This window comes from Oribacterium sp. NK2B42 (assembly GCF_000424445.1).
Lineage (GTDB): Bacteria > Bacillota > Clostridia > Lachnospirales > Lachnospiraceae > Oribacterium.
The window spans coordinates 73,612-87,135 of sequence record NZ_AUJX01000003.1 but is presented as its reverse complement, the minus strand read 5'-3'; the positions used below and the strand labels follow the sequence as shown (position 1 = coordinate 87,135).

At 41.2% G+C, this 13,524-nt stretch carries 17 protein-coding genes; 3 read left to right on the top strand and 14 right to left on the bottom strand.

Features of this window, described 5'->3' with window-relative positions:
• Positions 1-41 precede the first annotated feature (41 nt).
• From G625_RS0100390 to G625_RS0100365, 6 genes are all read right to left on the bottom strand, one after another.
• Positions 42-1,271 carry a site-specific integrase gene (locus tag G625_RS0100390; protein ID WP_029199533.1) on the bottom strand — a complete coding sequence of 410 codons (1,230 nt, stop codon included), beginning with the start codon at positions 1,269-1,271 and terminating at the stop codon, positions 42-44.
• A 45-nt stretch (positions 1,272-1,316) separates the two neighbouring features.
• On the bottom strand, positions 1,317-1,478 hold the full coding sequence (locus tag G625_RS17660; RefSeq protein ID WP_242826567.1) for a plasmid mobilization protein: 162 nt from the start codon (positions 1,476-1,478) through the stop codon (positions 1,317-1,319).
• Between the two features lie 91 nt (positions 1,479-1,569).
• Positions 1,570-1,839, bottom strand: coding sequence for a DUF6462 family protein (locus G625_RS17655; RefSeq protein WP_044931027.1), 270 nt, complete (start codon positions 1,837-1,839; stop codon positions 1,570-1,572).
• 129 nt (positions 1,840-1,968) lie between these two features.
• Positions 1,969-2,241, bottom strand: a complete 273-nt coding sequence (locus tag G625_RS17650; protein ID WP_044931025.1) for a DUF6462 family protein — start codon at positions 2,239-2,241, stop codon at positions 1,969-1,971.
• Between the two features lie 560 nt (positions 2,242-2,801).
• A complete protein-coding gene (locus G625_RS0100370) occupies positions 2,802-3,044 on the bottom strand; it encodes a hypothetical protein (RefSeq protein WP_029199531.1) in 243 nt (80 codons plus the stop codon).
• The gene (locus tag G625_RS0100365) at positions 3,031-3,468 is read right to left on the bottom strand and encodes a sigma-70 family RNA polymerase sigma factor (protein ID WP_029199530.1); all 438 of its coding nucleotides are present in this window, start codon (positions 3,466-3,468) and stop codon (positions 3,031-3,033) included. Before G625_RS0100365 ends, G625_RS0100370 begins: the two co-directional genes overlap by 14 nt.
• A gap of 182 nt (positions 3,469-3,650) precedes the next feature.
• Here G625_RS0100365 and G625_RS0100360 point away from each other — a divergent pair, with 182 nt between their 5' ends.
• The gene (locus G625_RS0100360; RefSeq protein ID WP_029199529.1) at positions 3,651-4,265 is read left to right on the top strand and encodes a type IV toxin-antitoxin system AbiEi family antitoxin domain-containing protein; all 615 of its coding nucleotides are present in this window, start codon (positions 3,651-3,653) and stop codon (positions 4,263-4,265) included.
• A gap of 85 nt (positions 4,266-4,350) precedes the next feature.
• Here the strand turns inward: G625_RS0100360 and G625_RS0100355 are convergent, their stop codons facing one another.
• Entirely contained in the window at positions 4,351-5,436 is a 1,086-nt protein-coding gene (locus G625_RS0100355) for a PDDEXK nuclease domain-containing protein (protein ID WP_029199528.1), read from the bottom strand.
• A 548-nt stretch (positions 5,437-5,984) separates the two neighbouring features.
• On the opposite strand from G625_RS0100355, the gene G625_RS0100345 reads away from it, so the two are divergent.
• Together G625_RS0100345 and G625_RS0100340 are read left to right on the top strand one after the other, a co-directional pair.
• Entirely contained in the window at positions 5,985-6,329 is a 345-nt protein-coding gene (locus tag G625_RS0100345) for a plasmid mobilization protein (protein ID WP_044931024.1), read from the top strand.
• Positions 6,278-7,741 (top strand): relaxase/mobilization nuclease domain-containing protein, encoded by a 1,464-nt coding sequence (locus G625_RS0100340; RefSeq protein ID WP_029199525.1) that lies wholly within the window; start codon positions 6,278-6,280, stop codon positions 7,739-7,741. The genes G625_RS0100345 and G625_RS0100340 overlap by 52 nt, the downstream gene beginning before the upstream one ends.
• Positions 7,742-7,797: 56 nt before the next feature.
• Here G625_RS0100340 and G625_RS0100335 read toward each other — a convergent pair whose 3' ends face one another.
• From G625_RS0100335 to G625_RS0100305, 7 genes are all read right to left on the bottom strand, one after another.
• On the bottom strand, positions 7,798-8,130 hold the full coding sequence (locus G625_RS0100335) for a hypothetical protein (RefSeq protein WP_029199524.1): 333 nt from the start codon (positions 8,128-8,130) through the stop codon (positions 7,798-7,800).
• Positions 8,123-9,538: a glycosyltransferase family 2 protein gene (locus G625_RS0100330; protein ID WP_207637311.1), complete on the bottom strand. Its 1,416-nt coding sequence runs from the start codon at positions 9,536-9,538 to the stop codon at positions 8,123-8,125. The genes G625_RS0100335 and G625_RS0100330 overlap by 8 nt, the downstream gene beginning before the upstream one ends.
• A gap of 94 nt (positions 9,539-9,632) precedes the next feature.
• On the bottom strand, positions 9,633-9,977 hold the full coding sequence (locus G625_RS0100325; protein WP_029199522.1) for a helix-turn-helix domain-containing protein: 345 nt from the start codon (positions 9,975-9,977) through the stop codon (positions 9,633-9,635).
• A complete protein-coding gene (locus G625_RS0100320) occupies positions 9,978-11,288 on the bottom strand; it encodes a phage integrase central domain-containing protein (protein WP_029199521.1) in 1,311 nt (436 codons plus the stop codon).
• Positions 11,289-11,358: 70 nt separating this feature from the next.
• Positions 11,359-11,730: a hypothetical protein gene (locus G625_RS0100315; protein ID WP_029199520.1), complete on the bottom strand. Its 372-nt coding sequence runs from the start codon at positions 11,728-11,730 to the stop codon at positions 11,359-11,361.
• The gene (locus G625_RS0100310; RefSeq protein WP_029199519.1) at positions 11,715-12,959 is read right to left on the bottom strand and encodes a hypothetical protein; all 1,245 of its coding nucleotides are present in this window, start codon (positions 12,957-12,959) and stop codon (positions 11,715-11,717) included. Before G625_RS0100310 ends, G625_RS0100315 begins: the two co-directional genes overlap by 16 nt.
• A 20-nt stretch (positions 12,960-12,979) precedes the next feature.
• Positions 12,980-13,339, bottom strand: coding sequence for a hypothetical protein (locus tag G625_RS0100305; protein ID WP_029199518.1), 360 nt, complete (start codon positions 13,337-13,339; stop codon positions 12,980-12,982).
• Between the last annotated feature and the right edge of the window lie 185 nt (positions 13,340-13,524).

Genomic DNA, 13,524 nt, shown 5'->3' with positions numbered 1-13,524 from the left:
TACGATACCTCTGTACCGGAATCATCCATCAAGGACTCTTCCTAAATCACATCGTTATCGTTTAACTTCTTAAATTCATCCTGCTTCTTCTTTTCCGATACTTCGGCATAGATATCCAGGGTTGTCTGGATGTCCTTATGCCCCATAACGGACTGTATTACTTTTACATTTGTTTCATTCTCGCAAAGCCTCGAACAAAACGTGTGCCTTGTAATGTGGCAGCTGAAGCGTGGAATCATCAACGGATCTCTATGCTCTTTTGCCGCTTTAACTTCCTCCCTGCAATTATGATCATCAACAATTCTCTTAATGGCTTTGTTGATTCCTGCAGGGTTGTGCAGATTTCCAAAGCGGTTACAGAAGATAAAACCACTCATGCCTCCAAGCTCGACTACATTTTTATAGCCGTACTTTTTCTGATTCTCTTTTTCAAGTTTCAGTGCATCCTGCACCTTGCCCAGCATAGGTATCGTTCTTATACCTGCCTCAGTCTTCGGTTCAGAAACCTCAAACTCACACTTGAACGAGTTATCAGATCTCGGATAGTATGAAATACTGTGGTTTACGCTGATCTCATTCTTATCAAAATCAACGTCCTTCCATCTGAGACCAATGATTTCTCCAACTCTGCACCCTGTACCAAACATTACTACGAACAGGGGCTTCCACCTTACATACTCCGGCTGCTCAATAAACTCAAGAAAGGCCTGCTCTTCCTCAAACGTCAATGCATGTCGCATCTCTGTCTTACCAAGCTTCTTCTTAAGCTCTGCCATTACTCCGTCCGTTGGATTATGTCGGATGATATCGTCACGGACTGCGAGCTGAAATGTCGGATGAAGCACCGAATGGACCGAATCCACCGTGTTTACGCTTAATCCTCTTCCTATCAAAGCGTTGTAAAAGAGCAATACATCGGAGAACTTAACATCCCCCACTTTCTTCTTGCCGAAGCCATTTCTTACATAGCGGTCGTAGGTATATACATAATTCGACATCGTGGTTCCACGAAGTCCGGTCTTAGTCGAGATATAACGATCAAAGACAAAGTTTACATCAGCATGACCCTGGGCATATATATCAAGTCCGTCCAGCTTATCCTTCTCTATCCGCTTTTCCCTATCTCTCAGTTCATGCAAATCCTTGGAATAAATACTCTTCCGATTCCCAAACTGATCGGTATATGTATAGCGGTAGAGATTCCTGTCCTTCTCGTAACTCTCTCCCTTATGCAATACCCTCCCTTTTGAGTCTTTTCTTGCTTTTGCCATTCTTCTTTCCTTTCTGATCGAGATAGGAAAGAGCATTTTGCAAAATTACGCCTTGGCGCCAATAGCTATCCTTACACCCTGACGTATGATCTCTGTTATGGTCTGTCCGCTTTGGTCTGCACGCTTCTTCAGCTGTTCGTACTCTTCGTCCGTGAAACGGATCGAAATCTTGTTAGCCTTCGGCTTTTCGATTTTCGGCCTGCCCATCTTTGCCAAATCAGCGCACCTCCTTTCAGCTATGTACCATTATAATTTCTGTCCGTCACAATGTCAAGGACTTTCTGCCACGCAAAATCTCTTATACCATATCGTCGATATACTGATCCATGACACGAATATCAACAAGCGCAACACCATCCGTCTTTCTTACTGCATCAGCTTTTTTTGCCAGAATCTTCATTTTGCCTTCGCTGATACCGTACAAAGCGGCAGCCTCTTTATACCTGAACAAATGTCTTCCGCGGAAATGCATCCTTAAAAGTACCTCTGATAAGACCTCATTTGAGATATAAAACACCTCATTATTGAACTCGCATCTGACCAGTTCATCAATTCCATTACCTGCCATTTTCTCATCCTCCGTTCATAGGCCGATTAGGAAAGAGATTTTGCAAAATCATTGTTTGCTACGGTCAAGCTCATTATATTGTCCCTACTTGTCCGAATCAATATAAATCTTTCCTAACAGCCGTATGATCTAATGACAGTCCTCGATAAACTGATCCATTACATGGATATTAACAAGTGCCACCCCGTCCGGTTTTCTCGTTGCATCAGCTTCCTTGGATAGTAATTTCATCTTACCCTCGCTGATTCCATACAGTTCTGCCGCTTCCGGATACCGATAATAGTTTCTCCCCTTAAACGGCATTTTCAGAAGGACCTCAGCAAGAACCTCATTTGACACATAGAATACCGTGTCATGGAACTCGCATTTAACAAGCTCCTCGACGTCTTTTCGTTTTGCCATAGGCTTATGCTCCTCTCGCTATATTATTTCATGGCTAATCAGCCAATAAAGGCGCACTTATCCCCTAAAACTCAAATTCTCTTTCGCAAATGCGCTTTTATTGACCGACAAACCTTTTCTTAAAAAAATACTTTGCAGTGATCCTGGGTACAGATCACATTGGAATTCCACCAGCTTCGACAGCCCCCACTCTTCGGGGAAGTAACTTTAACTAAGGAACGCATCATCGCCATAGGATCCCCAATCCCATTTTCAGCAACATAGACGACGCTCCGCTGTCCTATAAGAAATCCGTTTTTCTTCCTTATATTTCGGACTGCATCATGGCGTACTTACTGTTTGGCTCAACGCTCCGGTTGTTCTGCAAAGTATAACCATATTCATTTTTCAAAGATCAACACCACCCCTATGGTGGCAATTCCTATGCCGGACTTGTCAGTCCGAAAGATACATAAGTGACACCTGCAGCTGCTACACCGCTTTTTAGCTTATGTACCTTATGAGAATGACAAATTAAAATGAAGGCGACAGGAATCAGGAGTTATCGTTATAAAAAATGATTATTCCCTAAAACTCATTACAGCATTATCAAATATAATGCCCATATCTCCTAAAAGATCGTCGAAACCAAACCATTCGGGATCAAGTTCGTATTTCTCGACCATAACCATGATTTCCTTATTCAGTTTGTACCGCATAAGTTTTTCATAATGCTCTCTCATGTGAAATAACGCATCAATGTCACCGGCTATGGCTTCCCTGATCAGGTCTGCTTCCGGCGGAGTATATTTACGCTTTTTCATTTTTTCTGACCGCTCCTTTCCTAATTTCTCTGATTGCTTTGGACTTCGTTGATTTTACTGTCTCATACTTAAGTCCCAACTCCTCCGCAATCTCTTCAAGGGTCATATCCAGCATATAATTCATGAGAAGTATTTCTCTCTTCCTCGCTTGAAGCTTCATCAGCATCTTTGCCAGTTCTTCATCACGAACAAAGACCTCCTTCCCCCTGACGGACAGTTTTATCCCAAATATATTTACATGGTCATCCTCATGCAGCATTTCTTCCAAATCCGTCTCATCATTAGTGAACTGGTGGATAAGGTATTGTGTCTGCTTATACACTAAGTTATGCGCCGCATGATAGATAACCTCCTTGCAATAAAAGTCGAATCTGTCCCTTAAACTCCCTTTTTTATCACCTGGATCGAATTCATAGCCACTCATAGTCTTTCCTTTCTACGACTGGCTCCTGATTCCGCCCTCCATTAACAGAGAAGTTCTTTTTTCGTCGAAATGTGGGTAAAAATATTAAAATTTTTAAAATAATCAATATTTTTAATCAGCTTTACATATCCACTTTATATTTATATAATCAAAGTATATACGTTTCGACGAGGTGCTTATAGATGTCTAAAATCCGAGAGCAAAGAATTGAAAGAATAAAAAAACTGGCAAAGCAGAACGGTGGCATGATAACCACCTCACAGATAGAAAAAGAAGGTATCAGCCGTGTGCTGATACCCACCTTCATAGATGAGGGGATTCTTGTTAAAGAAAGCCGTGGAATATATTATTATGCAGATGAATTCCCCGATGAACTCCAGGTCATACAGGCAAACAATCCCAAATTGGTTTATTCCTACGGAACAGCTCTTTACCTTTGGGATATGTCTGATCGGATTCCACATTCATATGAGATTACTGTTCCACAGGGTTTTAATGCTTCAAGGATAAAAAAGGATCATAAGGATATACGCATACATTATATTAAACCCGACAAATGGGAGATCGGAATAACCGAGACACAGACGCCAAGCGGTAATACCGTAAAACTATACGACAGGGAAAGATGCATCATAGACCTGATAAGGAGAAAAGATAAAATAGAAAAACAGCTCTATCTTCATGCTCTTCGCGAATATTTCGCAGACAGCACTACAGATAAAACTGCTCTTATAAAATATGCTAAAATCTTTAATATTGAGAACCGTGTCAGGGACTATATGGATATTCTCATCTGAACAAAGAAAAACCTTACGCAGATTCATGGCGAAACAGCGTAAGGCTCAAATGTACCTTATCTAAGATTTGTTAAGAACTCTTTAATCAACGATTTTTCAATTCATTTTCGATCTCTTCGATCGTAGGCATTGACCCTTTAAACTCTTCCGGCATAACATGGCTAAGTTCATATTCGGATATTCCAATCGGAGCATTAATCATATTTACCGCATACTGAGCCAGTACATTATCTTTGGTTCGGCATATAAGCAATCCTACTGTTTGGTTATCTCCTTCACCTTTCAAAATACCATCAACCGCTCCAATATATGTGCCAAGCTGCCCCATATCACCCGGTTCAAAATCCCTAACCTTTACCTCAACTACAACATAACAATGGTTTGGGATATTATAAAAAAGCATGTCGATGAACTGCTCTGTTTTTCCAACTACAAGCCTATACTCTCTTCCAACAAAAGCAAAGCCTCTGCCCAGTTCCATCAAAAGAGACTGGACATTCTGCATCAGAGCATCTTTCAACTCCTTTTCATCGTAATTCTTTCTGATAGTAAGGAAATCAAAATTGTAAGGATCCTTTGTCATTTCCTGAGCTAAATCGCTCTGTACTGAGGGCAGGACTTTATCAAAATTGGTGATTGCCTTTCCCTGCCTATCATAAAGATCAGTTCCAAGAAAATTCATCAAAACTGCTCGGGACCAATTATTCTTTAAAGTCTCTCTCACAAAGAATAGTGCTTTTTCTGTTTTTCCTTTACACTTGTCAATTATAAGTTTATTGTGTCCCCAAGGAATATTGAAAACCATCCGTTCGAAATCTACCCCAACTTGGGGTAAATTTTGAAGTTCGAAAGAATCTACCCCAACTTGAGGTAAATTTCCGGCATGGGGATATAAATCGAAAAACCACTTCATGTAGTGAAGGTTGGTCACGGAAAATGACTTCACATCCGGAATTTCACGTTGAAGGTCAGTACTGAGTTTTTGATAAAACCCTGATCCATAGGCATTGCTCAATTCCTTTTCATTGATATCCCTACCAAGGAGCCAATAAAATCTCAGCATTTCAGCATTAACTTTAGCGGCTGCTTTAATCTGACTTTTCTTAAACTGGATGCTGATGCTCTTAATCCACTCGTTATATTCCGAATCTCTATGGATCATATCACTCATATGTATACTACCTCGATTTTTGTTAATTTGCTTGACTTCAAATTATATCATATTGAAAATAAAAATATCATGGTTTCGAAAATTTCTCTATAAATACTCAGTTATACATTGACCGTATCACTGAATTCTGTTAACATAGCCTCAATTTCAAAAGACATCTATACTGCTACGATTACTGGTGTTACCCATACGCTGGTACTGTGGCAGTTTTTTATTTTTTCATTGGTTTCCCCACAGTACAAAAGCATAAGAACAATCGCCGGATACGGCGTTATGGGTTCAAAGCCGCCTGCCTATGGGCAGTCTGAACCCGCAAATCGCAAACGATTTGCAAGAAGAATACCAAGCATTGGATGTGTGCCCACACATCCACATTTACTGACCATTTTCCCAATCGGCAAAATAGCAGCAAATGGAGCTTGCAAGGGGCTACGCCCCCTGACCCCCGTTAATGCAAAACCGCTTCAAATTCTCCTACAGCAATATGAACAGTTTTGTTTCAAAAACACACACGCCGGAAACGGCAATATTGAAAGGAAGTGGTATATATGAGTGGCAAGCGAGACCGCACCAATGAGCTAAAAGTATTCCTCAGCGACAATGAGCAATATGTGCTTGATGAAAAGGTCAAAACCTCTCACATGAGGAACAAATCCGAGTATATCCGTCACCTGATCCTATATGGTTATGTCTATGACATCGACTATAACGGGCTGAAGGAATACAGCTACCAGGTAGCCGCCCTCGGCAGAAACATAAACATGATCAGAGAGCGGATTATGAAAACAGGGAACGCTTACGAAGAAGATCTAAATGAGATAAAGGAGCTGATGGATAAGATATGGCATACACACGAATCCATGCTATCAAAAGTACCGTTACAAAAGCTGTAGCTTATATTTGCAACCCGGATAAGACCGAGCAGCAACTGCTCGTTGATTCATTTGGCTGTAGTCCCGAAACAGCCAAACATGACTTTGACTATGCTCTTTCCCGAACAAAGCAATCCGACAAAAATCAGGCTTATCATCTGATCCAGTCTTTTGCAAAAGGCGAAGTTTCTCATGAGGAGGCTCATCGTATCGGGATCGAACTTGCAGACAAACTGCTCGGCGGGAAATATTCCTATGTGGTGGCAACCCACACTGACAAAGGTCATCCACATAATCACATTATTTTCTGCGCCGCCGACAACATAGATCATAAAAAATATAATGCCTGCAAGAAAATCTACTATCATATTCGCCAGCTTAGTGATGAATTATGTAAAGAACACAATCTATCCGTCATCATTCCAAACAGCAGAAAAGGAAAAAAATATGTAGAGTGGAAGGCAGAGCAGGAAAACCTTTCATGGAAAAAACGACTTCGGGAAGATATCGACGAATGCATTAAAATCGCCAAATCCTATGAGGACTTTTTGCGCCTAATCAAAGAAAAAGGCTATACAGTTACCGGTGAAAAAATCGGTGATCCTCACTCAAAATACATAAAGTTCACTGCCCCAGGGCAAGAGCGACCTGTGCGTGGCAGCTTCCGAAATTTTGGAGCAGGATATACAAAAGAAGAAATCAAAGACAGGATTGAAAACCCGGAGAAATGGCAGAACAAAGAAGAAACAGTACAAGAGCCAAACACCACAGAAGCTCCTAAACAAAAATCACGGATCAAGATACCAAAGAAAGATATCGTCACCAAAACCAGTGCAAGCAGAACACTCATTGACACATCCGGAGATAAATTCAAGAACAGCCCCGGTCTGCAACACTGGGCATCCGTCAAAAACCTCAAGACTGCCGCTGCCAGCTATGCCGCCGCAGATAATCTTTCTGAGCTTCAGAAACAGATTGATATAAAGACAAGCGAGGCAAAGTCTGCCCGTACCGAGCTTGTCGAGCTGGAGCATCAAATGAAAAAAGTCTCCGAACTGCTCCTGTATGCAGAACAGTACAGAGACAATAAAACATTTCAGGAAAAATATAAGAAATCCAAGGATCCGGACAGATACCTTCGGATGCACGAAACCCAGCTCATCCTATATGACGGAGCTGAGCGTATGCTTCGAAAAATGGGACTGGATCCTAAGTCTGTCGATACTGCTGAAATCCGAGCAGACTTCGAAGCTATGCAAAAACAAAAAACCGCTCTGGAGAATAAGTTCAAAAACTCAGAAAAGGAAGCTAAATCCCTTCAACAGAAACTGTCCAATGTGGATCAATATGTCGAGTACGGACATTCAAGAGATAATACCCCCATATCAAAAGTCTCCAATGAGCAGAAAAACGACAGAAAACCAAACCGATAATGAAAGCACCGTGGCATTGTTGATCAAAGTCTTTCTATCAGCAATGCCATTTTACATCATATATTTTCATTCATCTGTCCGTGATCATTGCGATTGATAGCCATTGCGTTTTTCAGTGCATCAGGGAAATAGCCTCTTTTTTCGACAAACTCCCGTCCTTTTTCATCCTCCCAAAGGACAAAAAGAATACTCAGATACTCACTCCATTTCATCTTGCGATTACCGGCAACTATCAGCTTCAAACGATCATAGTCCAAGCCTGACCTTTCTGCAATAATTCCGATTTTGTACCCCATCTCTCCACTGATCCATGGAAGATCCAAAGCAAGCTGGCCCATAAGCGTATCGCGGTCTAACTTATTCAATTCCTCCATTATTGCATCAGCCATAGTTAATATTGATACCTTTCTTAATTCTCTCTTCTAATTGTTCTGGGTAAAGACCTAGCACATCTACCACTGGCGCAGTTCTCTCGTTATAGAGGAACACAAACAAAAGTGCCAGATACTGATCCCAACTAAGTTCACGCTTTCCTGCCTCAATACTCTTATATGCATTTCCTGAGATTCCGATAATATTTCCCATCTCCTCTGCCGAAACTCTCATGAGCATTCGCAGCGAAGCCATATCTCTTGCCATCTCATCCATCAGCCAAATACGATCCAGTCGGTTTTTCTTTATCCGTTCTCTGCTCTTTTTTGCACTCTCCCTGGATAATCGCTCGATCTCGTCCTCTTCCTCCGAACTTATTATTTCCGTTAACCGATTATCCCTGCCGATTTCTGCATCTCTCGCACTTTCACGCCTTGCAATCTTTTCAGCTTGATACCTGTCAAACTCTTCTGTAGATTTCATGAGCAGTTCCATCTCATCTCTCACGCTGATATCGAAATGATCCATGCTATATTCTTTTTTATTGATAGCTTCCTCTATATCATTTCGTATCTTATTGGAAAGGCTTGGTCTGATATCATCAGATATAAGCTCATAAAGCTGCATAGTCCTGTCATAATATGCCTGCCAATATATTAGCCTCATTCTCCACCAGAGTTTTTGATCCTCCTGCAGCTTTTCTTTTAAAAATCTGAATTCATCGCGTACATCTGTAACTACTCTGGGATCCGCAATACGCTCTGTAGGAATATCCACCTCTTTATTGAATATGGCATCCACTGATATAGACGGAATACCTATCGCCATTGAAAGAAAGCGAAACGCACTATCCTGACTTCCATATCCTGGTCTCTCATAAAAACGTATCCCTGTATCTCTCAGATATGAAGATCTGTAGATTGTTATGTTGTCAAACATCCAGCTTCTAAAAAGCCGGCTGTCCATTTCCTGTTTTCTGCTATCCCTGACATTTGCCTCTCCGATTGTCTTTCCTCTGTCTTCCGCTGTTCTTCCATAAGAATCCGTACCAAAACAGTTTGTCGCACATGTAAACATATCTGCATGAGGTGCTTCGTCAAGATGAATGCATAAAAACTCTATAGCATTCTGGCGAAAATATCCTTCCGGGTCAGCAAATATAATGTATGGTGCACGGGCATGATCCATTCCAATATTCTTTGCGTGACCGATGCTCCCCATACTGTCTGCAAGAAATATAATGTGATCATCTTCTGCTGCCATTTCCATAAGAAGATCCTTTGTGCCGTCCGTGGAATTCACATCCACTACAATAGCCTCTATATCTGTAAATGTCCGGCTAAAGAGACTGTCTATACAATTTCCGATAGTCTTCACATTATTATGTGTGGCTATTATTACTGATACTTTTGGTGTCCTATACATACTCATTCATTCCATTAACCGCCTGACATCGTAGTTAGTAGCTACCCCATCATCCCGAGAAAAACGACACAGAACCCAGTCCGCGCCAAGGTCATCAAAAACCATACTTCATACTCTCGGTCATTGGAGCATGTGCATTCCGGTTCACGGACAGAGCTTTTTTCAATTCATCCGGAAACAGCCCTTTGCTGTCCAGTATTCCCTTTCCGATATCATTATTCCAAATCACAAAAAGGATTGACATAAACTCGCTCCACTTAAAGCTGCGTTTCCCATTTTCCGCAGCCTTAATCTTTGCAACGTCTACACCGGTCTTTTCAGCCAAAGCTTCCTGTGTCACATTAAGCTGCCTCCGAATATCCGGCAGTTCCTCTGCCATTTTCTCCATCAACGCCTCTCTGTCCAATGACTTTAATCCGTCTAAAGCATCTGCTGTCATCTATACATCACCTATCTTAATCTTTTCCTTCAGAGCATCAGGATATAGTCCCAGTGTATTCACGATATCCGTTGTTCTCATATTGTAGTGGTACATAAAGAGCAGAGTCATATACTGATCCCATGACGGTTCTCTGCTTCCGTTTTCCAACTGCCTGTACAGTCCGGTGGATACTCCAAGCATCTCTGCAGCCTCCTCCACAGAGACACCGACCAACATTCGAAGTGGTGCCAGATCCCTGGTCAACTCATCCGTCAGCCACTTCACATCCATATGACCGTCATAAGGTGCATCAGGATGAATCCCACGGAAGATATTGTTCAGTACCTGCTCATCTGCCTTGAAATTCATATATGTCTTCCGCAAACGTTCAAAATTAATATTCTCAATCCGGAACACGCTCATGATTCTTGTCAACCAGTTTTCCAAAGTCCGGGGATCCGCCTGCTCATCATCCTTGTTTCGGATCAAAGGCCTGCCATTTAGCCGAAACTCATCAATATAATCATTCAATATCGCCGGATAGCTTACCCTTCGGATCTGTTTCTTTCTTGGGATCTCTTCGATGATAATAACCGTCTTCTTCTCCTCATTTTCATCCTTCTTCGGATTCCGAACCCTATGAGCTGTCTCATGGATATATATCTCATTCCGCACCCCGTCCACATCATCGCTATTCAGGGCACACAGTTCTCCTGTCCGCATCCCGCAGAAAATGGACAGAAGCGCCGCCAACATCTCCGGACAGTGGTTATGCTTCGCCTTCAGGCAGATCATCTCCAGTTCTGCCGTTGTCAGCTCCTCATAGGCAGTCCTGTCCATCACAATTTCAGCTTTCTCAATACCCGAAGCAGCATTGGCATAATTGATGACATTGCTCATTACTGCTTTAACTACAAGCAGTCCGCTGTTGGTCAGCAATCTGCCACGCTTTTCTGCAAGATCTGGTGCCACCCTAATAAACCGATTCATTTCAGATTCCGTAACATCCACCATAGGTGTGCTTGCATACTCCGGATATACGTCTCGCTCCAGTGCATCCAGATATCTGTCATAAGTCGTAGAAGCGATTGTACCTTTGGCTTCAGCAAGATAATCCTCCGCCACCTGTTTAAATGTCTTACCTGCTATAGGTGACTTCTCTCCATATATTTCTACCAGCGCAGCTTCAGCCTTCTCACGTACTTCCGCCTTGCTATAGCCGTAGACAGACTTATAGATTGCCTTGCCGTTTGCGTCACGTTCTGCTATGTAACGAGCCTCGTAGCGACCGTCTTTTCTTTTGTATATGTTTTCACCTGTTCGTGCCAAATCCTAATCCCTCATACACTTTAAGCTATAACTTGCGTATCCTGTTCCCACATGAAATCTGCCCATAAACTTATAGTTCTCTATTGATCACAGGAAAAACAGGCATATCCCTATCCGAATTCACCGCAAATGCCATATCAATCCCTGATGGTTTCCTGTCATTTATCACAATCCGCTCTCCCATTGGAATGTTAAACAGAATCTGATCATACCGTATGCCATTATCTTGTAGAAAAGAAATGGTCATATCTTTGAATTCTTCTGTCCTTGAAGTTAATAACAAAATATAATCATGATCAGGAATGCCGCCGAGGTATTCCTTAACACCATCAAGCAAAGTGTCATGACCATCTATTTTATAGCCATTATGCTTAAGTAGTGTTCCATCCAGATCAAAAATCCATGTCTTAGGCAATGTTGATAATGTTATAGCTTCGCCCACTCGATCGCCTCCGTCGCCAACAGGTTATAGTCAAACTTTTCTATGTTATACATCTCTATAGATTTCCACTTGGTATCACAGTAGTTATAATCCGGATACAATGCTATCTTCTTGGCTTTTGCTTCACGCAGGATATCACAGAGTCCACTCCTAATCCCGACAAATGTACCCGCTCTTTCAACTACAGATCTTATTTCAAGTAAAGATGGAGATATCGCATCTGTGCCATCCAATGGTTTCTCATCTCCTATCACATTGGTGTAGCACTTATATCCTGCTCCGGTATAATAATTCACAGCTTCTTCCCACACCTTAGGATCAATAGCCGTCACAGACTTTGCATAAGGTGAAAGAATAACAGCCCTGCCATCCGGAATGGAAGCGATATCCTTATATATATGCAAATTGGAATTAGGTTTATCTGGAACTGTACCTACAGGAAGACCATAAACACCGCAGCAATAAATCTTTTCCAGAGGAATCCGCTTAATATATAGTGCTTTAGAAAGATTGACCACATATGGTCTGTCCTGGTGCGCAATAAAACAATTCTCATCCTGCGTATAAATTACAGACTGAATCATCGCATCCAGTTCCTTTTGTTCATATGTTTCGACAGGATAATCTCCGAACATATGGATTACATCCGCCAACACTGGATTCGGAACGCAGAAAACAACCCGCTCAAGACTTCTCTTCTTTGCATATGCCGGCCAATATGAGATCATAAAATAAATGTCTCCAAGAGCATTGAATGGACAGAATACCTTAAAATGTTGATTATACTTCTTTGATAGCTCTTCAAGTAATTCTGCACCATGTCTTTCCCTTGCTTTCATCCTTGACATAGTATCAACGGAAAGCGAATACTCCGCATAAGTGTTATAGTCTATTACTTTACGCACCGGACCTTCGTACCCAAGTTCACGCAGTTGCTGAAGCATGGCCGCATAAAAACGGGATGTAATTAAAACTACTGAATCTTCTCCTGCAAGATCACCAATCTGTCTTGGATATATTACGACCGCTCCCTTATATTCCTGCCCCTGCTTTACATCACTATTATCAAGAATACCCTTCGTCATTAAATCCATAGATTCTAGAAGATCTATCAACTCCAATGTTGCATTACAATGTCCAAAGAGGAAAATCCTCTTCTCAGACAAATTTATCTCTGAATTCACTTTTTTGACATTTTCTACCATCTCATCATAGAGTCTCTTTTCCATCTTCTAATCCTCTGTATTCTTCAGATTTTGTATAACAGAGCATCAATCATTTCCTGTTTAGTCAGAATTCCAGTTTTCACGTAATTGAACATAGTTCCGTACTGATCTGAATCCGAAATAACAAATACTTTGTCAGAAAAATCATACATACGGTATATATATATGGCTTTATTAACGATCTCTCTTGAAATGAATTTTGATAGTTCGCTATTAGGTTTCTCTTCTATTGACTGCCAGATCTCCACATTAGAAATATTCTTTGAGACTAATACTTTGCATAGAAGGTGTATAATATCCAAACTATCATAATCTAGAATTATTACTTTATTGCCTGAGGTAATTGATGTATTAAGTCTTTCTCGTATTTTAATGTTATTCATCATTATTCTCCCCAACTATTCAGTCTGACAAAACTGATGTTTTACCAATTCTCTTCCACTTTTCATAAATTGGAAGATGACGGTATTTACAGCTATTCATCGGTGATCTTAATTGCCGGAGTAGTTTCTCTGTTGTAAAATTGTCATCGTACAAGTCAATTACAACCTGATTCGTAATAAAGTAT